1 protein-coding gene (only partly in view) is annotated in these 24,127 nt (G+C 61.8%); it reads right to left on the bottom strand.

The annotated features are described in order from the left end of the window. A protein-coding gene (locus RA302_RS09210) for a non-ribosomal peptide synthase/polyketide synthase (RefSeq protein WP_338480289.1) crosses the window boundary here: on the bottom strand, positions 1-24,127 show its 5' portion. The gene continues 4,622 nt to the left of window position 1, outside the view; only the first 24,127 of its 28,749 coding nucleotides appear in the window; its start codon is at positions 24,125-24,127; the stop codon falls past the left edge of the window.

Raw genomic sequence — 24,127 nt, 5'->3', positions numbered from 1 at the left:
ACCAACTCGACACGGGCTTGACGACCTGCACCGGACCGTCTCCGATTTCCGGGTAGACGGTTCGAAGTGATTCGTGCCGCCCGATCACATCAGAGATGGCCGCGCTCAGCGCCGAGACATCGAGATCACCCTGAAGGCGCAGCGCCATCGGGATGTTGTATGCAGCAGCGCTCCCGTCGAATCGGTTGAGGAACCACATACGCTGCTGCGCCAACGAAAGCGGAATCCGCTCTGGCCGTTCGACAGCGGTCAGCGCGACTCGCCCACCCGAACCGGTCCGGCTTTCGGCATGTGCCGCGAGATCCTGCACCGTGGACGCTTCGAACAGAACTCGAACCGAAAGTTCGGTATCGAGAGCGTCGGCGATTCGCTTGATCGTACGAGTGGCGTTGAGGGAGTTGCCGCCGAGCTCGAAGAAATCGTCATCGAGACCCACACGATCGACACCCAACACCTCGGCGAACACCGACGCGACGATCTCCTCCACCGCCGTCACCGGAGCCCGGAACACCGCAACCTCGAACACCGGCTCCGGCAACAACTTCCGATCCAACTTCCCCGACGCATTGAGCGGCAACGCATCCAACACCACAAACTGCGACGGCACCATATACGACGCCAACCGCTCCCCCACACCCACCTTCACCACATCAACATCAACCGAAGACCCCACCGCAGCAGTGACATACGCAACCAACTGATCACGCCACACCACCACCACCACAGAACCCACACCCACCTGATCCCGAACCGCAGCCTCGATCTCCCCCAACTCGATCCGCTGACCACGCAACTTCACCTGAAAATCACTACGACCGACATACTCGAGCTCACCCGACACACCGATCCACCGCACCACATCCCCCGTGCGATACATCCGCGAACCCGACACACCGAACGGATTCGCCACGAACCGCTCCGCCGACAAATCCACCCGCCCGTGATACCCACGAGCGACCTGCACACCCGACAAATACAACTCACCCGCAACACCCACCGGCACCGGACGCAACCGCGAATCCAACACCAACACCGACGAATTCCACACCGGAGCACCCATCGGCACCACCACACCCACACCATCGAGCGGACCCGCCGCCGTCGCATGCACCGTGAACTCCGTCGGACCATACAAATTATGAACCTCAACCGACGGCAACACCGACAGCACCCGACCCACCACCGACGCCGGCAACGCCTCACCCGCCGCGAAAATCACCCGCAACGAACCCAACCCACCACCACCAAGGCGCGAGATCGTCGCCTCCGACGTATCGACAACCTGATCGACGAACACCTCCAACATCGACGGCACAAACGAGACCATCGACACCGACTCCACCGCCACCACCGACGCCAAATACCCCGGATCCCGATGACCGTCATGAGTAGCCACCACCAACCGAGCACCCACCGCCAACGGAACAAACAACTCCCACACCGACACATCGAACGTCACCGGAGTCTTGAACAACACCACATCAGAACCCGACACCGCATAACGCTCCGCCAACCACGACACCTGATTGACCACACTGCGATGACTGACCGCCACACCCTTCGGCCGACCCGTCGACCCCGACGTGAAAATCACATACGCAGCATTCGAACCACGCAGCGGCGCAACCCGATCCACATCCAACACAGGCGCATCCGAAAAACCAGACACATCAACAACATCAACCTCGACCACCGGCACCACACCAGCATCGAAACCAACATCAGAAGTACTGACCACACACACCGGCGACGCCGCCGCCAACACAAACCCATTACGCTCCGCCGGCTGATCCGGATCCACCGGAACATACCCACCACCAGCCCTGAGCACACCGTAAACCGCAACCAACAAATCAACCGACCGACGAACCGCAACACCCACCAACGACTCCGGCCCCACACCCACCGAAACCAAATACCGCGCAAAACGATTCACCCGAGCATCGAACTCCGCATACGACAGCGACACACCCTCGAACGAGAGCGCCACCGCACCCGGAGACGCCGCCACCTGCGCATCGAACCCATCGAGCAACAACCCACCATCAGTCAACTCGTGAACAGTGTCATTCCACCCCTCGAGCACCAACGAACGCTCAACAGAATCCAAAATGTCAACGTCACCAACACGAACGGAAGGATCGGTAGCGACGGCGGAGAGCAGTCGAAGAACTCTGTCCAGTAACGCAGTTGCGTAGTCGGCATCGAAGAAGTCCGGCAGGTACCGAAGTGTCAAGTGCAACTGCTCGTCGAGTGCGATCAGCAGGGTCAACGGGTAGTTCGTGGAATCGTCCGAGGAGATGTCGTCGATCATCATTCCGTCGAGAACATCCGCCTGTGCGGCGAGGCCCTCACGGTCTACCGGGTACGACTCGAAGACCACCAACGTGTCGAACAATGTTCCGACGTCCGCAGCTTTCTGCACATCGGTCAAACCGAGATAGTGATGATCGAGCATTCTCGCCTGCTCGATCTGGACCCTGGCAACCAATTCTTCGACGGACTCCGCAGCGTCGAGGCGCACCCGCACCGGGAGGGTGTTGATGAACAACCCGACCATCGATTCGACGCCTGTGAGTGCCGGGGGCCGGCCGGACACTGTTGCACCGAAGACAACATCGTCGGTTCCGGTCAACGCACCGAGCAGGACCGCCCACGCGCTCTGCACGATCGTGTTGGCGGTGACGCCGAGTCGTGCAGCCAGAGCTGTGAGCGTCGCGGTTGTCTCCGACGACATCGACACGTTCAGCTTCTGTGACAGCGCGGTGAATTCCTGTCCGCCTGTGACCTGAGCGAGCAGCGTCGGCTGCTCGACGCCGGAAAGCGCATCCGCCCAGGCGGTAAGTGATCGATCGCGATCCTGATCGACAAGCCACGCCAGGTAATTGCGATAGCTGCGCACACGCGGAAGAACCGAGTCGTCACCACGCGTCGCGTACAGCGCCAACAGGTTCTGCAAAAGCAGCGGCACCGACCAACCGTCGAGAATGATGTGGTGATTCGCCACGACCAAGCGGTAGTCCCCCTCCGCCATCGTGACGAAGGTGAACCGAATCAACGGCGGTGACGCCATGTCGAAGTGTGTCGCCTGGTCAGCCGTCAAAACTGCGTCCAGTGCTGCCTCACGGTCGACCGCCGCGACATCGCTGAGATCGATGTTCCGCCACGGGACAGCAACGTCCTCGAGGACTATCTGGACCGGCGTTCCGTCGTCGTCGGCCGTGAATGCTGTTCGCAGGTTCGCGTAACGGTCGATGATTCCCTGTGCTGCAGTCCGCAATCGGTCGGCATCGACCTTCCCGGACAAAGTGAGAATCATCTGCACCGAGTAGAGGTCGACGCTGGATTCCGCCAACATCGCATGGAAGAGCAAGCCCGACTGCAGCGGTGCCAGCGGCCAGATGTCGGTCACCGTACCGAATCGATTCTCGAACCCGTCGATATCTCGTTGGCTCACCGAGACAAGCGGCACGTCGGACGGAGTGAGTCCTCCGGCACCGACGGATCGAGAATGCTCCGCCAGGGCGGTCAGTGCTTCGACCCAAATCTGTGCAAACGCCTCGACGCTCTCGCCGTCGATGGCACCGACGGGGTAGGCGAAGGAGGCCTCCAGAACAGCTCCGTCTGCGCCGTCGTTGACGATCGCATTGATGTCGACGACCTTGTTTGCGGGCATGTCGACGTCTTCGGGTGCTGACACGTTGGCGAAATCGCCCGCCGGCAGCCAGCCGAGCCCCTCGACACCTGCCGGAAGATCCTCGGCGACAACCCTTCCCAAGTAGTTGAAGCTGACCTGTCCCCCGGCGAAGCGCGAAAGCACTGCGCGCGTGTCTTCGTTCAGGTAGCGCAGCAGTCCGTACCCGACGCCCTTGTCCGGGATCGCCAGCAACTGCTCCTTCACTGCCTTGATCGCGCGTCCCGCCGAATCACCTCCGGCAAAAGCGTCACCCAGATCAACATCGGCAAGATCGAGACTGATCGGGAAGGCTGCAGTGAACCAGCCAACAGTCCTCGACAGATCCGCACCGGGAATCACGGCTTCTTCACGACCGTGGCCCTCGAGTTGCAGCAAGGCAGACGTCGAGTCGATTCCGGCTCGGCGACGCCACTCGATCAGCGCGAGTGCCAGTCCAGCGAGCAGGCCGTCGTTGGCGCCGCCGTTGAAAACCTCCGGCAGCGTGGTCAACAGAGTCTCCGTCACCTGAGTGGGGACCGTCACGCTTATCCGCTGAACCGTTGCCGCAACGTCGACGGCAGAGTCGTACGCCCTCTTACCCAGCACCGGGTCCGGTGTCTGCAACACCTTCCGCCACGTATCCAGCTCGGCCACACGCGAATCCCGATGGGCCTCTTCGGACAAAGCATGAGCCCAGCGTCGCATCGACGTACCCGTAGGTTCGAGAGCCACATCCCCCGTCGCTCCGCTCGCCCCGGCCATCTGAGCCGCAGCCGACACCAGATCCGGAACGATGATTCGCCAGGAAACCCCGTCGACGATCAAGTGATGCGCAGCAATGATCAAGCGCCCGGTGCGAGTGGGACCGAAGTCGACCCACACGAACTGAACCATCACGCCGCCTGCCGGATTCAACCGGCCGAGAGCCTCGTCGAGGCCCTTGGAAGCCGTGAGAACAATTGTCGACTCGTCCGAGGACGCATCAACATCCACCCGGCTGAGTAGATCCTCGACGTCCACGGTTCCCGGCTCGGAGACCGACATTCCCCATCCGCGACCGTCGGAGATCAACCGCGAGCGGAACATGTCGTGGTGGTCGACGACGGCGGCGAGGGTTCGCACGATGTCGGTTCGCTGCGCTCCGAGTGGAAGCTCGAGAGTCATCGTCTGTGTGAATCGGTTGTAGCTGCCACCGCGCTCGACCATGAATCGTTCGATCGGCGTCAACGGCATCCAGCCGACTCCACCGCCCGGCAACTCCTCGAGCACCACCGCGGCCTCGACGTCGGCGGCATACTTCGCCACTTCGGCCAATGCCGCGACAGTCTTGCTCTCGAAGACGTCACTGGGTGCGAATACGACCCCACGTGCCTTCGCCCGCGAGACGAGCTGGATCGACATGATCGAGTCGCCGCCCTGCGCGAAGAACGAGTCGTCCGTTCCGATTCGATCCAGACCGAGAACGTCCGCGAAGATCTCGCTCAGGACTTGTTCCATCTCGGTAACCGGGGCGCGGAATTCCTTGGTCTCGAAGACCGGCGCTGGGAGCGCTTTTCGGTCCAGCTTGCCGGCCGGGCTCAGTGGCATGTCCGAGGAGACCATTATCGAAGCCGGAACCATGTGAGCCGGAAGGGTTCTGGAGACGAATTCGATCAATTCCGCCGAAGTGACCGAAGCGTTCTTTCCGGTGAACACGTACGACACCAGTGCCGGAGCACCCGACGGCAGGGTCGTACCCATCGTCGCAGCGAACTCGACCTCGGGGTGTGCGGTCAATGACGCATCGATCTCACCGAGTTCGATACGGAAACCGCGAATCTTGACCTGGAAATCGTTGCGGCCCACGTATTCCACGGCGTAGGTGGAGGGTGCGGTTCCAGCGACCCAGCGCACCACGTCACCGGTTCGGTACATTCGCTCGCCCGGATTACCGTGCGGGTTTGCCACGAATCGATCGGCGCTCAAGCCCGGGCGACGATGATAGCCGCGGGTCACCTGAGGACCGGACAGATACAGCTCGCCCGAGACTCCGAGTGGAACTGGATTGAGTCGTGTGTCCAGAACGAAAGCGGCCATGTCACCGATCGTGGCGCCGATGTCCATTCGGTCACCCGGCAGAAGCGGAACGCTGACGTTCGTCACGATCGTCGTCTCGGTCGGGCCGTAGACATTCAAGAACGTCCTGGGAGCCGAAGCCGATGCGGTCGAGCCGTCACCTGTCGTCCACTTGCTGATCAGTTCCGGCGAATACGCTTCGCCACCCACGCCTACGACCGTCAGGTCGTCCAGGCCGCTCGGGTCCATCGACGCCAGAGCAGCCGGCGTGATGAACGCATGGGTGACTCGTTCGCTACGGAACACCTCAGCCAGCTCGTCGCCGCCGTACACGCCAGGTGGGACGATGACCATCGTCGCGCCGGTGGCCACCGCGAGGAACAACTCGAGCATCGACGCGTCGAAACTCGGTGACGCGAAGTGCAATGTCCGCGAGGTGGGCTTCACGAGGTAATGCGCGGCCTGCGTGACACTGAAGCTCGCCAGACCTGCGTTGGTGGCGACAACGCCCTTGGATAGACCGGTCGTGCCCGAGGTGTAGATGACCCAGGCCGGATGAGCAGTCGTCAGTGGACGGACACGTTCCTCGGCATCGATTGGCGCTGCGGACACTCCGGCGGTCATCTGTTCGCCGCGTGGTCCGTCCACGACCAACCACTCGACGTCGTCGGTGAGGTTCGGACGTTCGACGTCGAGGGTCAGGCCTACCTTTGCACCAGAGTCGCTGAGCATGTGCGCGATACGGTCTGCCGGATAGTGCGGATCGATCGGAACGACCGCTGCCCCGGTCTTCGACACTGCCCAGACCGCGAGTACCGATTCGACGGATCTCGGAATCGACACCGCCACAAGATCTTCAGCCCCGAGACCACGGTTGATCAAAACGCGGGCCAGCTTCGACGACCACTCGTCGACCTCGCGATACGTCATGGACCTACCGGCAGCGGCCTGCGCCGTGCCGGGGTAGCGCAATGCGACGTTGTCCGGGTAACGCGCAGCAGCGTCGGCAAGAATCTCGGCCAACGGCGCCTGCGCTACTCCTGACGAAGCTCTTTGACTCGTCAGAACCTCACGCTCGGACGAGTCGAGGATTTCGATGTCACCCACTGAAGTTGCGGGGTCCGTCGCAATTCCGTTCAGGATGCGCATCAATCGTGCGGCGAATCCGCGGACGGTCGATTCGTCGAACAGATCCGTCGCGTACGTGAACGTCGCCGACAGCCCTTCTGATACCTCACTGATCGTGAGCTGCAGGTCGAACTTGGCCACAGTCTCGTCGATTGCGAACTCGGCGGCCGTCAGACCCGGCAGAGCCAACGAATTCTGCCCCAGGTTCTGGAACGCCAATGCCACCTGGAACAGCGGGTGGTGTGCCCTCGACCGAACGGGATCCAGCACTTCCACGAGCCGCTCGAAGGGAAGGTCCGAGTGCGCGAACGCCTGAAGATCGGTCTCTCGAGCCGACGACAGAAGTGTGGTAAACGGGGCCGAAGGATCAACCTCGGTACGTAGCACCAAGGTGTTGACGAACATTCCGATCAGATCGTCGAGTTCGGATTCACCTCGTCCTGCCATCGGCGCGCCGATGGTGATGTCCGTTGTTCCCGACAGACGTGCGAGAAGTGATGCCAGAGCCGAATGGACCACCATGAACATCGACGCATTGTGCTCACGACCGACACCGATCAGCCGCTCGTGCAGTTCCTGGCCGATCGAGAATTCGAATGTTGCTCCCTGACCGGAGAATACCGCCGGCCGGGCCCGATCCCCGGGAAGATTCAACTGTTCGGGCACGCCGTCCAGTGCTTGCGCCCAGTAAGTGATCTGCTGCGCGATGATTGACTGCGGATCGTCCTCGGACCCGAGAACCTCACGCTGCCACAGTGCGTAGTCGGCATACTGCACCGGCAACGGCGTCCAGGTCGGAGCCTGGCCGTTGGTTCTGGCGTAGTAGGCGGTCATGATGTCGCGGGTCAGCGGGCCCATCGAGAAACCGTCGGTCGAGATGTGATGCACCACGAATACGAGAACGTGCTCGTCGGCCTTGGTCTGGAAAAGCCTGGCGCGCAACGGAACCTCGGTTGTCACGTCGAAACCCGTCGCCACGAAGTTCGTTACCTCGGAAACAATCTCTGAATCCGAGACCAAGGTTGCAGCGAGGTTCACGTCGACATCAGACGGTGCAACGATCTTCTGGTAGCCGATTCCGTCGACCTCGGGGTAGACCGTGCGCAGAACCTCATGGCGGCCGACAACGTCCGAGACAGCCTGTTCCAGCCCCGACACGTCCAGTTTGCCGGTGAGCGTGATCGCAACCGGAACATTGTTCCCTGCCGAGTTCGTATCCAACTGGTTGAGGAACCACATGCGCTGCTGCGCCAACGACAACGGAACCTGCGCCGGACGCACCTGCGCAGTCAACGCCGCACGCGAACCACCACCAACATGAGAACCGAGTCGGGCAGCAAGCCCTTCAACGGTCGACGCCTCGAACAACTCCCGCACCGACACCGAAGCATCCAACGCCTGACCCAACCGAGACGTCACCTGCGTCGCAATCAGCGAATTACCACCGAGCGCGAAGAAATCATCATCCAAACCAACACGCTCAACGCCCAGAACATCCGCAAACGTCTGCGCCACAACCTCTTCCACCACCGACGTCGGAGCCCGGAACACCGCAACCTGCAACGACGGAACCGGCAACGCCCGACGATCCAACTTCCCGTTCACCGTCAACGGAATCGAATCCAACACCACAAACGCCGACGGCACCATGTACTCCGGCAACAACGAACCCACCGACACCCGAAGATCGTCGACCGAAACGCTCACACCCGCAGCCGAAACCACATACGCCACCAACCGCTGATCACCCGGAGAATCCTCACGAACAACCACCGCCGTCTGCGCCACCGACACATCCGCCAACACCGCAGACTCGATCTCACCGATCTCGATCCGGAACCCACGGATCTTCACCTGATCATCCGCGCGACCCAGATACTCCAAATCACCAGCACTGTTCCACGACGCCACGTCACCCGTGCGGTACAACACCTCACCAGCAGTAAAAGGACTCGCCACAAACCGCGTCGACGTCAACCCCGCCTGACCCAGATAACCCCGAGCCAACTGCACACCCGAGACATACATCTCACCCGCGACACCAACCGGCACCGGAGCCAAACGCGTATCGAGCACAAACACCTGCAGACCCGAAATAGCCTGACCCACAACACTCGCCGACGCATCCGCCGCCAACGCAGCATCCAACACACGATGGCTCACATGCACCGTCGTCTCCGTGATGCCGTACATGTTCACCAACGTCGGCGCAGAGTCACCGCGGCGGCCATACCAGTCCGACAAGCGTCGAAGCTCGAGCGCCTCGCCACCGAAAACAACCCACCGCAACGACAACTCGGCAGCCAGACCGGATTCCGACGCCAACCGATCAGCCTCGGCCAACTGATAGAACGCCGACGGCGTCTGATTGAGCACCGTCACCCGCTCAGCAGCAAGCAACTCCAGGAACTGCTCCGGCGACCGCGACGTCACATAGTCCACGACGACCAACGTGCCGCCGTACAACAGCGGACCCCACAACTCCCACACCGAGAAGTCGAACGCATAACTGTGGAACATCGTCCACACATCCGACTCGTCGAACCCGTACACACTCTCGGTATTCGCAAACAACTTCGCCACCGTGATGTGCGGAACCTGCACACCCTTCGGGCGACCCGTCGAACCCGACGTGTAAATCACATACGCAACATTCGACGACCGCAACGGCGCAACACGATCCGCATCCGTCACCACCGAACCCTCGAACTCCGACACATCCACCGCGTCGATATCAACCACCGGCAAACCAGCGGGCAACACCAACTCACGCCCGGACCACGAAATCGCAGCCACCGGAGCAGCATCGGCCAGCATGAACTCGACACGATCAGCCGGATACGACGGATCCACCGGCAAATACCCCGCACCGGACTTCACCACCGCCAACAACGCCACCACAAGATCCGCCGACCGCGGCAACGCCACCGCCACCAACGACTCCGGACCACAACCCTGAGCAATCAACCTGCGCGCCAACCGATTCGACCGAACCGACAACTCCGCATACGTCAACGACTCGCCACCGAACCGCACCGCGGTCCGATCACCAAACCGCGCAGCAGCATCATCGAACCACGCCGACAACGTCGAATCCACACCGCTGTCGACACCCGTGTCGCTCCATGACAGAACGCGATCCAACTCACCGGCGGTCAGAACATCCACGTCGCCAACGGCAGCAGTCGGATTCGCGACAACGCCACGGAGGACGGACACGAACCGATCAGCGAACTCGGCCGCTGTCGACGCGTCGAACAGATCCGTCGCGTAGGTCAGGGTGCCGGACATACCGGCGTCAGCGGCGTCTTCAAGAGTGAATTGCAGATCGAACTTGGCCAGTGCTGCGTCGAACTCGACTGCAGCAGCACTGAGGCCGGGCATGTCGAGAGACGTCTGACCGAGGTTCTGGAACGTCAACGCCACCTGGAACAACGGGTGGTGTGCCTGCGAACGAACCGGGTCGAGTGCTTCCACGATCCGCTCGAACGGAACATCCGCATGCGCGAACGCCTGCAGGTCCACCTCACGCGCCGACGCCAACAACTCGGCAAACGACATCGACGGATCAACCTCGGTACGCAGCACCAAGGTATTGACTAACATACCGATCACGTCATCGAGCTCAGCTTCACCACGACCCGCTATCGGGGCACCGATCGCAATGTCGGTCGTCGCGGACAGTCGTGCCAACAGCACCGCCAGAGCCGAGTGAACAACCATGAACGGAGTTGCATTCGTTCCCTTGGCCAGTTCGTCCAGCTCGGACCACAGCTGCGGTTCGATGGTGAAACTGTGATTGGCGCCGCGCCCTGAAGCAATCTCGGGACGCGGACGATCACCAGGCAGATCCAACTGCTCCGGAAGATCAGCCAACGCATCCGACCAGAACGCAATCTGCTGCGCGATGACGGACTGCGGATCGTCCTCGGACCCGAGAACCCCACGCTGCCACAACGAGTAATCCGCGTACTGCACCGGCAACGGCGTCCAGGTCGGAGCCTGGCCGTTGGTTCGCGCGTAGTAGGCGGTCATCACGTCACGGGTCAACGGGCCCATCGAGAAACCGTCAGTCGAGATGTGATGCATCACGAACGACAAGACGAAGTCGTCATCGGCGACCTGGAAAAGCTTGGCGCGCAACGGAACCTCGACGGTGACATCGAAGCCCTGGGCGAAGAACGAATACAGCTCCGCCTGGATTCGGTCGTCGGTGACGCGTTCTGCACCGAGATCGATCGAGACATCTCCTGCCGAGAGGATCTTCTGGTAGCCGATTCCGTCGACCTCGGGGTAGACCGTGCGCAGAACCTCGTGGCGGCCGATAACATCGTGAACTGCCGAATTCAGGGCGGCCAGATCGAGCGCACCCGTAAGCCGAACGGCAACAGGGACATTGTTGACAGCCGATGCCGTGTCGAATCGATTGAGGAACCACATGCGCTGCTGCGCCAACGACAACGGAACCTGCGCCGGACGCACCTGCGCAGTCAACGCCGCACGCGAACCACCACCAACATGAGAACCGAGTCGGGCAGCAAGCCCTTCAACGGTCGACGCCTCGAACAACTCCCGCACCGACACCGAAGCATCCAACGCCTGACCCAACCGAGACGTCACCTGCGTCGCAATCAGCGAATTACCACCGAGCGCGAAGAAATCATCATCCAAACCAACACGCTCAACGCCCAGAACATCCGCAAACGTCTGCGCCACAACCTCTTCCACCACCGACGTCGGAGCCCGGAACACCGCAACCTGCAACGACGGAACCGGCAACGCCCGACGATCCAACTTCCCGTTCACCGTCAACGGAATCGAATCCAACACCACAAACGCCGACGGCACCATGTACTCCGGCAACAACGAACCCACCGACACCCGAAGATCGTCGACCGAAACGCTCACACCCGCAGCCGAAACCACATACGCCACCAACCGCTGATCACCCGGAGAATCCTCACGAACAACCACCGCCGTCTGCGCCACCGACACATCCGCCAACACCGCAGACTCGATCTCACCGATCTCGATCCGGAACCCACGGATCTTCACCTGATCATCCGCGCGACCCAGATACTCCAAATCACCAGCACTGTTCCACGACGCCACGTCACCCGTGCGGTACAACACCTCACCAGCAGTAAAAGGACTCGCCACAAACCGCGTCGACGTCAACCCCGCCTGACCCAGATAACCCCGAGCCAACTGCACACCCGAGACATACATCTCACCCGCGACACCAACCGGCACCGGAGCCAAACGCGTATCGAGCACAAACACCTGCAGACCCGAAATAGCCTGACCCACAACACTCGCCGACGCATCCGCCGCCAACGCAGCATCCAACACACGATGGCTCACATGCACCGTCGTCTCCGTGATGCCGTACATGTTCACCAACGTCGGCGCAGAGTCACCGCGGCGGCCATACCAGTCCGACAAGCGTCGAAGCTCGAGCGCCTCGCCACCGAAAACAACCCACCGCAACGACAACTCGGCAGCCAGACCGGATTCCGACGCCAACCGATCAGCCTCGGCCAACTGATAGAACGCCGACGGCGTCTGATTGAGCACCGTCACCCGCTCAGCAGCAAGCAACTCCAGGAACTGCTCCGGCGACCGCGACGTCACATAGTCCACGACGACCAACGTGCCGCCGTACAACAGCGGACCCCACAACTCCCACACCGAGAAGTCGAACGCATAACTGTGGAACATCGTCCACACATCCGACTCGTCGAACCCGTACACACTCTCGGTATTCGCAAACAACTTCGCCACCGTGATGTGCGGAACCTGCACACCCTTCGGGCGACCCGTCGAACCCGACGTGTAAATCACATACGCAACATTCGACGACCGCAACGGCGCAACACGATCCGCATCCGTCACCACCGAACCCTCGAACTCCGACACATCCACCGCGTCGATATCAACCACCGGCAAACCAGCGGGCAACACCAACTCACGCCCGGACCACGAAATCGCAGCCACCGGAGCAGCATCGGCCAGCATGAACTCGACACGATCAGCCGGATACGACGGATCCACCGGCAAATACCCCGCACCGGACTTCACCACCGCCAACAACGCCACCACAAGATCCGCCGACCGCGGCAACGCCACCGCCACCAACGACTCCGGACCACAACCCTGAGCAATCAACCTGCGCGCCAACCGATTCGACCGAACCGACAACTCCGCATACGTCAACGACTCGCCACCGAACCGCACCGCGGTCCGATCACCAAACCGCGCAGCAGCATCATCGAACCACGCCGACAACGTCGAATCCACACCACGATCGATCTGGCCAGCACTGAAGCGGGACAGCAGGTTTCGTTCACCATCGACCAAGATGTCAACGTCACCCACCGCTACGGTGGGATCAGCAGTCACCGCACGGAAGGTCCGTACCAGCCGATCACCAAATTCCACAACGGTCGACTCGTCGAACAGATCCGTCGCATACGTCAAGGAGGCGGACATTCCGGCGGGTGCGCCGGCCTCGTCGGTCCGTTCGGTCAGGGTCAACTGGAGGTCGAATTTCGCCAGTGCAAGATCAGCACTTTCGATCGACACTTCGAGGTCGCCCAGTTCGAGCGTTGTCTGTTCGTGGTTCTGGAACGTCAACGCCACCTGAAACAACGGATGACGAGCCTGCGAACGAACCGGATCGAGAACCTCCACCACACGCTCGAACGGAACATCCGCATGCGCGAACGCCTGCAGATCCACTTCCCGCGCCGAAGCCAACAGCTCCGCGAACGACATCGACGGATCAACCTCGGTACGCAACACCAAAGTGTTGACGAACATACCGATCAGATCGTCGAGCTGCGCCTCACCGCGACCCGCGATCGGTGTACCGATCGCGATGTCGGTCGTTGCGGACAAACGAGAAAGTACGACGGCGAGCGCTGCGTGAACAACCATGAACGGTGTCGAGTTACTGCTGTGCGCAATCGAATTGACAGCTTCGTGCAGAGTGGCGTCGATATCGAACTCGACCTCGGCTCCGCACCCTGAAGCGACCTCGGGACGCGGACGATCACCAGGCAGATCCAACTGCTCCGGAAGATCAGCCAACGCATCCGACCAGAACGCAATCTGCTTCGCGATCACGGACTGCGGATCCTCCTCGGACCCGAGAACCTCACGCTGCCACAACGAGTAATCGGCGTACTGCACCGGCAACGGCGTCCAAGCCGGCACGGACGCTCGTGTACGTGCTTCGTAGGCAACCATCACGTCGCGGGTCAACGGGCCCATCGAGAAACCATCGGTCGAGATGTGATGCACCACGAACACCAGGACGTATTCGCTGTCGCCGACTTTGAAGAGCTTGGCGCGCAACGGGACTTCAGACGTCACGTCGAAGCCGACCGTCGCCAGCTCTGCGACGCCTGCAGCCAGGCGATCTTCCGTGATCGACACGGGGCTGAGATCGACAACAACGTCTCGAACGTCACGGATTTCCTGGTACCCGACGCCGTCGACGTCCGGATACAGCGTCCGCAGTGATTCGTGTCGGCCCACGACATCGAGCACGGCAGCGTTGAGAGCTGCCACGTCGAGGGCGCCCGAAATCCTGATCGCCGCCGGAACGTTGTTCACTGCCGACGCGGGTTCGAACCTGTTCAGGAACCACATGCGCTGCTGCGCCAACGAAAGTGGGATCCGAGCGGGCCGAGACTGCGGGACCAGTGGGGCCGTGGCACCCGAACCGGCGTGCAGCTCGAGCCGGAGGGCGAGTGACTGCACGGTCGACGCTTCGAAGAGCGCACGAACCGGAACGCTTGTGTCAAGCGCCTCCCCCAGCCGTGCGGCGACACGGGTCGCGATCAGCGAGTTGCCTCCGAGCTCGAAGAAGTCGTCGTCGCGGCCAACCTGTGCGACTCCGAGAACTTCGGAGAACACCTGCGCGACAGTCTCTTCGACGGTCGTGATCGGCGCCTGATACACCTTCGACTCGAACACGGGCGACGGCAGAGCTTTGATGTCCGTCTTGCCCGCGGTGGTCAACGGAATCGAATCGAGCACCAGGACCGAGTCGGGAACCATGTAGCCGGTGAGGAACGTCGACACCGACTCGATGACCTGTGTGGGATCCACCTCGGCGCCGGCCTGTGGCACCACGTATGCAACGAGGCGATCGCCGAAGTGATCGTCGGAGCGTACAAGAGCAACAGCTTGCGCAACGCCCGCGCATCGGGTCAGCGCGGCCTCGATCTCGCCGAGTTCGATACGGAACCCACGGATCTTGACCTGGAAGTCACTGCGGCCCACGTACTCCACTGCGCCACCGTCGATCCACCGGACCACGTCACCCGTGCGGTACAACCGCTCTCCCGGCGCCCCGAACGGGTCTGCGACAAAACGACCCGCCGTCAATGCCGGCTGTCCCAGGTATCCACGAGCGACCTGAACACCCGACACGTACAACTCACCTGCGACACCAACCGGAACGGGCTGCAAGCGGCCGTCCAAGATCCGCGCGGCCATACCTCGAATCGGGCCGCCGATGTTCATACGATCAAACGCGGTCAGCGTATCGCTGATGTTCGAGGCGACTGTCGACTCCGTCGGACCGTACGCATTGAAGAATCCACGCACACCGCCATCCGGAAGCGGCACCGCCCACTTGGCAACGAGTGACCGCGAACTGGCTTCGCCACCGACGACAACCACCCGCAACGCGTCGAGCCCGCTCGGATCCACTGATGCCAGCGCAGCGGGCGTCACGAACGCATGCGTCACGCCCTCCGAGCGCAAGATCTCGGCCAATTCCGCGCCGCCGTACACCGTCGTCGGCGCAATCACCATCGTCGACGCGGAGCCGAATGCCATCAGCAACTCGAGGACAGACGCATCGAAACTCGGCGAGGCGAAATGCAGCGTCCGAGCATCCGCGGTCAGCGCATAGCGCTCGACCTGCTCGGCACAGAAATTCGCCACACCGGCGTTGGTGACCACAACGCCCTTGGGCAGACCTGTGGTGCCGGACGTGTAGATGACGTACGCAGGCTGCCGCTCGTCGATCGCACTACGTCGATCCGAATCACTCACCGGCGCGCAGGATTCTGCCGCGCACGCCGCCACTGTCTTCTCGTCGTCGAGAACAACCCACGTCAACGCCGACGGCAATCCTGCCTCGACGTCACTGAGCGCAAGACCCAGCACCGCACCGGAATCGGAGATCATATGGGCGATACGGTCAACCGGATACGTCGGGTCGACTGGTACGAACGCAGCACCCGTTTTCGCCACTGCCCACAGAGCGAGAACCGAATCGGCCGAACGCGGAATCGCGATCGCGACCCGATCCTCCGGCCCGACGCCCTTCGCAATCAGAACACGAGCGAGTTGCGACGACCGCTCGTCGAGTTCGAGGTAGCTGATCGACTGACCGTCGAAGCGAATCGCATCCGCCGACGGATCCAAAGCGGCCGCCGCTGTGAGAATCTCGACCAGGGTTCCCGAGACCGACTGACCTCCATGAACATCGGCCAGCACACCCCGCTCGGCCGCATCGAGAATATCGATGTCACCGACGACAATCGAAGGAACCGACACGACAGTCTCGAGGATACGAACCAGACGCCGAGCAAACCCCTCGACCGTCGAAACGTCGAACAGATCTGCAGCAAACGTGAATTCGGCCGAGAGCCCTTGCTGGATCCCGTCTTCGCCGATCGACTCGGTTACTGCGAGTTCGAGGTCGAACTTGGCAGTGGTCGTGTCGATTTCGGCGGCCTTGATCGCCAGTCCCGGCAGTTCCAATGCCGTTTGCGCGAGATTCTGCAAGGACAGCACAACTTGGAACAGCGGATGTCTGGCCTGCGACCGGGCGGGAGCCAAGACGTCCACCAACCGCTCGAAGGGCACGTCCGAGTGAGCGAACGCTCCGAGCGCAGAATCACTCGCCGCAGCCAGCAGATCCGTGAATGCCTGGGCCTGGTCGACCTCGGTGCGCAGAACAAGCGTGTTGACGAACATACCGACGAGATCGTCGAGCGCCTCGTCGCCGCGACCGGCAACGGGAGTGCCCACGGCGATGTCCGAGGTCCCGCTCAGTCGGGCCATCAGAACGGCAAGCGCCGAGTGCAACGCCATGAAGAGCGTCGCGTTGTTCTCCCGTGCCAGCGCGTCCAATCGACGGTGCACATCCCCGGAGATCTCGAACGCGAATCGCTCGCCGCGCATCGACGCTACATCAGGCCGAGACCGGTCCGACGGAAGCTCGATCACATCCGGTAGGTCTGCCAGAGTCTCGGTCCAGTACGAGATCTGCTGCGAGATCAGTGATTCCGAGTCGTCTTCCGACCCCAGAACCTCACGCTGCCACAACGAATAGTCGGCGTACTGCACAGTCAACGGCTGCCACGCCGGCGCGATCCCGTCCTTGCGTGCCGAGTAGGCAATCATGACATCGCGAGCCAGGGGCGCCATCGACCAACCGTCAGCGGCGATGTGATGAACCACGATCGCAAGGGTGTGCTCGGTGTCGCTGACCGTCAACAGGCGGACACGGATCGGCACGTCGACGGTGACGTCGATCGCTGAGGATCCGATTGCAGCGACTCGACTTTCGAGCTCGTCCGGATCCGAAACCGACTCCACGGTCAGTCCGCCGAACGCCTCCGAAAGCGACAGAATCGACTGCTTCGGTCCGGAAGCCCCGTCCGGATATACCGTTCGGAGCACTTCATGCCGGGCCAGTACGTCCTCGAGGGCAGTTTCCATCGCGGCAGTATCGAGTTGACCAGTCAAGTGCAGAGCAAAAGTGATGTTGTAAGCAGCTGAGTCGGTGTCGAAGCGGTTCAGGAACCACATGCGCTGCTGCGCCAGCGACAACGGAATTTCCGCGGGACGCACCTGTGCGACGAGCGCCTTCTGCCCGCCGCTACCTACGTGCGACTCGATGTGTGCGGCGAGCGCCTCGACGGTGGAAACGTCGAATAGCGTTCGCACCGGCACCGTCGTGTCGAGCGCCCGCCCCAATCGGGAGGTGACCTGAGTAGCCACCAGGGAGTTGCCACCGAGTTCAAAGAAGTCGTCGTCGAGGCCGACTCGTTCCACTCCGAGAACATCCGCAATCACCTGCGCGACAATCTCTTCCACCGGCGTAGTGGGTGCACGAAACTCGCGGACCTCGAAAACAGGCTCCGGCAAAGCCCGGCGATCCAATTTGCCCACCGGGGTCAACGGAACCTCGGCGAGTTCCATGATGACGGACGGAACCATGTAGCTCGGCAGAGCCTCCGCCACGAACGAGGCGAGCACGTCCCGATCGAAACTCGACCCGTCAGCCAGTTCGACGTAGGAAACGAGGGTTGTGACACCCGCCGCGCCTTCGCTTCCGACCGTCACCGCGAAGCGCACAGACTCGTGCGAGGACAGAACTGCGTCGATCTCACCGAGTTCGATACGGAATCCGCGAACCTTGACCTGGAAGTCACTGCGGCCGACGTATTCGAGAACCCCCGCGTCACCGCGCGCGTCTCCGCCGGTCCAGCGCACGACATCGCCGGTCCGGTACATTCGCTCGCCGTCCGGCGAATACGGGTTTGCAACAAACCGTTCCGCAGAAAGACCTCGCCGCTCGTGGTAGCCGCGAGCCAATGCAGCGCCTGCAAAGTAGAGCTCTCCCCTGGTACCGACTGGAACAGGATGCAGACGCTCGTCGAGTACCAGTGCCGACATGCCCTCGACGGGACGCCCGATGTCGATCGATCGGCCGATCGCGAGATCGCCGAACGACGAGATGATAGTGGTCTCGGTCGGACCGTACCCATTGAAGTAGGCGCGCCCTGGGGCCCATTTCGCCAGCAACTCGGGAGTGGTCACGTCACCGCCGACGGAGACGACTCGCAATTCAGGCAGCTCTGCCGGCTCCATGGTCCCGAGTACTGCGGGAGTGATGATCGCGTGTGTGACCTTCTCGGAATGAAGAAGATCCGACAACTCGTGTCCACCGATAATTGTCGACGGAACGATCACCAAAGTTGCACCCGCAGAGAAGGCGACCATCCATTCGAGTACCGACGGGTCGAAGCTCGGCGAACAGATATGGAGGAAGCGTGAGGACTGTTCTACCTCGTAGCGACGCTGTGCTGCGTCTCTGACCCCACGGAGACCACCGTGAGTGACGCTGACACCCTTCGGTTTTCCCGTGGAACCGGATGTGTAAATGACATATGCAACGTGAGAACTGTGAATCGGAGCGATTCGGTCCTCGTCCGTGACCGGCGCTGAAGATTGCGTCGACAGTTCTCCGTTCAGCGCCTGGCCGTCAAGGACCAACCATTCTGTGACCGCAGGAAGCTTATCTACGAACTGTCCCGACGTGAGTCCGATCGCGGCCGAAGAATCGGCCAGCATGTGCCGGACACGATCTTCCGGATAGCTCGGGTCGACTGGGACGTATGCCGCCCCTGACTTCGCCACCGCCCATACTGCACAGACCATCTCGTACGAGCGAGGAAAGGCGAGAGCAACAATGGTCTCGGGGCCGGCGCCACGTCCGATCAGAACCCGTGCGAGCTTCGACGACTGCTCATCGAGCTCGCGGTAGGTGATCGATCGACCCTCGAAGCGCACAGCAACCGAATCCGCCTCAGCCGTGCCGGACAGGAAGATGTCGACGAGACTCTGCCGGGGCATCGTGTAATCCGCGGCTACGACCGTCAGATCGGTGCGCTCGGAGCGTGAGAGCAGGTCGATATCGCCGACGATCGTTTCAGGTCGGGTAGCCACGGCATCGAGAATGCGCACGAACCGAGTAGCGAAAGTGTTCACCGTGGCCGGATCGAACAAGTCCGTGGCGTAGGTGAAGGTGGCACTCAAGACATCCGCGTCTTCGGTCCCTTCGGGATTCTCGGACACCATGAGTTCGAGATCGAATTTGGCGACCGGTACTTCCAATTCAGCTGCAACTGCTTTGACACCTGAGAATTCCAGTTCGCGTCGTCCACTGATCTCCGCAGTGAGCGCAACCTGGAACAGCGGGTGACGAGCCTGCGAACGCGCCGGACTCAGGACTTCGACCAACCGCTCGAACGGCACATCGGCATGCCCGTAGGCAGACAAGCCCGATTCCCTTACCCGAGCGAGCAACTCTTCGAATCGTTCGTTCGGATCGACCTCGGTGCGAAGCACCAGGGTGTTCACGAACATGCCGATCACGTCGTTGAGCGCTTGATCGCCTCGCCCGCCGATCGGGGCACCGATCGCGATGTCGGAGGTACCACTGAGCCGGCTCAACAGCGTTGCATATGCCGCCTGCAACACCATGAACAGCGAGACGCTCCTCGAGCGCGCCAACTCGTTCAACTTGCGCGTCGTGCGTTCGCTGATCTGAAAATGGTGCTTGGCACCGTGATTGGACGCGATGGCAGGACGAGGTCGGTCGGTCGGCAGATCCAACTGATCCGGCAAATCGGCAAGTGCCCGGCGCCAGAAGTTGATCTGGCGAGACGACTCCGAGCGCGGGTCTTCGTCGGATCCCAGTGCTTCGCGCTGCCACAGGGCGTAGTCGGCGTACTGAATCGGCAGCGGCGTCCACGCCGGCGCAGACTTCTCACTTCGCGCAGAGTATGCGACGAGAAGGTCACGTGCGAGCGGACGGAACGACAGTCCGTCTGCAGCGATGTGATGGAGAACCATCACCAGGACGTAGTCCGTCGGAGACACCTCGAAGAGGGCAACCCGTACCGGGATTTCGAGCGTCACGTCGAAGCCGCGAGACGCCACGTCGAACAGGGCCGCGTCGAGATGCGAATTCCGAATCTTGACCGGATTCAACTCCACTGCAGCCCGATCGACCGGCAGTACAAGCTGTTGCGCGGTTCCGTCGACATCAGGGTAGATCGTCCGCAAGGACTCGTGTCGCTCGAGAAGATCCATCACCGCGGCATGCAGGGCGGACGGGTCCACCGAACCGGTGAGCCGGACCGTGAACGGAAGGTTGTACGCGGGCGTCGACGGATCGAGACGGTTGATGAACCACATGCGCTGCTGTGCAAGCGAGAGCGGGACAATCTGGGGACGAGGCTTGGCGATCAGCGGGGTGAGCTGCCTGGCGTTACCCGCCACAGACTCGGCGCGGGCCGCCAAGGTAGCGACCGTGGTGGACTCGAAAAGCTCTCGAACGCCGAGTTGCACTCCCAAGGCGGAACCCACGCGGGTCACCAACTGTGTTGCAACCAGCGAGTTTCCACCGAGTTCGAAGAAGTCGTCGTCGATACCGACGCGCTCGACACCGAGAACGTCGGCAAAGACGTCAGCGACAACCCGCTCGATTTCGGTGCGGGGCTCGCGGTACTGCTTCGCACTCGCGAACACCGGCTCGGGCAACCCGGCACGATCCAATTTGCCACTCGTGTTGAGCGGCAACGCATCGAGCACCATCAACGCGGCCGGAACCATGTACGAAGGGAGGCTTCGACCGGCGAACTCACTGAGCACCGCAGCATCGATGTTTCGGCCCGGGCCCGGCACGACGTAGCCGACCAATTGATCACCGGTCGGGGTGACGGTCACCAAGACAACAGCCTGGGAAACGTCGGGGTGTGCCAGAAGGACGGTCTCGATTTCGCCGAGCTCGATGCGCTGCCCACGGAACTTCACTTGGAAGTCGGTACGCCCGATGTAGTCGAGGTTTCCGTCCTCACGGCGACGGACGAGGTCGCCGGTCCGGTACATACGCTCACCGGCCGTGCCGTACGGATTGGCTACGAACCGATCCGAGCTCAGGTCCGGTCGACCAACGTATCCGCGCGCGAGTTGAACGCCGGCGAGATAGAGCTCACCCGGCTGCCCGATGGGGGTCGGGCGAAGTTGTCCGTCCAGTACGTGCGCCTGAGTGTTCCACTGCGGCATACCGATCGGCACGGAAGTAGTATCCGTGGCCACGGCCTCGTAGTACGTGACCGACACCGCGGCTTCGGTCGGACCGTACAGGTTGTGCAGTCCGGCTCCACAGAGTTCGCGGAAGGCGGAAGACGTCTCGGGCGGGAGCGCCTCGCCGATGACGAACACGTGGCGCAACGAATCACAAGATCCGGCAGGTGCATTCGCAGTGAACAGCGTGAGCATGGATGGCACGAAGTCGGTGATCGTGACGCCGAGCTCCGCGATCTTGTTCGCCACGTAGATCGGGTCTCGATGACCGTCCGGAGTCGCGACGACGAGCGTGGCGCCGACCTGCAACGGCATGAAGAATCCCCACAGCGACACGTCGAATGTCGTAGCGGTCTTCTGCAGGTAGATGTCCGACGCCGAAAGCCCGTACTCGGCGTTCATCCACTGAAGCTGATTGTTGATCGCTGCGTGAGTGACCGCGACACCCTTGGGTCGCCCGGTCGAGCCGGAGGTGTAGATCACGTACGCGGTGTTCGAGAAATGCAAGGGAGACAGGCGATCTGCGTTGGCGATCGGCCTGCTGTCGAGCTGCCCATAGTCCAGTGTGTCGATCTCGATGACCCGTGTGCCCGAGGGCAGATCCACGTCGTCCCGCGCAGTGGTCACAACACACGTGGGCTGCGCCGACTCGAGAATGTAGGCGGTGCGTTCCGCTGGGTGGTCGGGATCCACCGGCACCCAGGCTCCGCCGGCCTTGGCAATCGCGTACAGACCGACCATCAAGTCCAAAGACCTGCGGATCGACAGTCCTACAAGCGATTCGGGCCCAACACCCATGGCGATGAGTTGACGAGCCAAACCATTTGCGCGAGAGTCAAATTCGGCGTATGTGAGGCTGGCGCCTTCGAAAACGACAGCGGTGGCATCGGGAGTTCTCTCGACCTGACGCTCGAATGCTTCGGTGATGGTCTGCGAGGCAACGTGGAAGCCGGTGCGGTTCCACAAGGCAACCTTGTTTCGCTCCTCGTCGGTGGCGACAGGAAGATCCCAGACCTTGCGGCTCGTTTCGGCCGAGACGAACTTCTCGAGAAACTCCACGAACCGCGAGTGATTTCGCTGGGCGTCCGCGGGCGCATACAGATTGGGATTCGACTCGAAGTCGATGTGTGTGCGGGTATCGCCGACGCTCTGGTACAGGTTGACACCGAGGTCTTCGATCAAACCCGTGGACAGGATGTGAAGCTCGCCGACGAGGGGCCCGAACGCCAACTCGGTGGAAAACATCATGATGTTGATCCACGGGCCGAAGAATCCGCCCCGGCCCGGCCCGTCACCGCCGCGAACCATGTCCTCGTGTCGGTATCGCTGGTGGCGCAGCGCGCCGGACATTTCGTTCCTGACGTCGTCCAGAAGCTCCTGGACGGTGGTGTCCGCAGTGACGGTCAGGCGCAGCGGCACGACGTTGGAGACCATGCCTCCGGATCGACGCAGCACGGCTGTCGTTCGACCGGAAACGGGCAGACTCAGCGACACGTCCTCTCGTCCGGTCATCTGAGCGAGGTACGCCGCAAACGCCGCGACGACAGTGCCGGCAACAGTGGTCTTCTCTATGCGCTCGAGGAACCGCCCGAGCAGCGCCTCGACGTGGTTGGACAGCGCTGCGCTGTCGATCCGACTGACTGGAGCCGGCGCGGCACTTCGACCCGCGAGGCTCGAGATCTCGTCGAGATTCTCGATCTTGTCTGCCCAGTACTTGCGATCGGTTTCGAAACGACTCGACTGGCGGTACTTGTTGTCCACCTCGTAGACGTTCCGGAGATCGGAGGCCTCACTCGGCTCCGGATCCCGGCCCTCCACGCGCGCCGAGTACAGCTCCGCCACACGAGTGACGAACGTCGACGCACCGAAACCGTCGAGAATTGTGTGGTGGACCCGCGTGTACCAGTAGTAGCGGTTCTCGCCGAGGCGCAGGATCGTGGCAGAGATCAGTCGGTCCGTAAGCATGTCGATCGGCCGACTGCGATCTGCTCGCATCCACCGCATGGCGGCGTCGTGCGAGTCGTCTTCACTACGAAGATCGACGTAACCGACTGAATCATCGAGTGTGGGGTCGATGATCTGGTACGGCTGGGCATCGATCTCGAAGATCCGCACGAAGGCCGACCCGATTTCGCGACCGGCGTCTGCACAGGCCTGGCGAAGGGCGTCAAGCTCCAGAGCACCACGGAGTTCGACGTACTGGGCGATGTTGACCGGTACTGCGGGATCAAGGTGCTGCGCGAACCACATACCGAGCTGGGCCGCCGAAAGTGGGAATGCGTCTGATCGCTGAACGTCTTCCGGCGAGCTGCCGACCTCCGGCTTGCCGCTCCCCAGTTCTCCGTTACCCAGCGAATTCAC

It is taken from the genome of Rhodococcus sp. DN22, from assembly GCF_036669995.1.
Lineage (GTDB): Bacteria > Actinomycetota > Actinomycetes > Mycobacteriales > Mycobacteriaceae > Rhodococcus_F > Rhodococcus_F erythropolis.
Note: the sequence above shows the minus strand (reverse complement) of the source record. Positions and strands in the feature narration are given on the sequence as shown.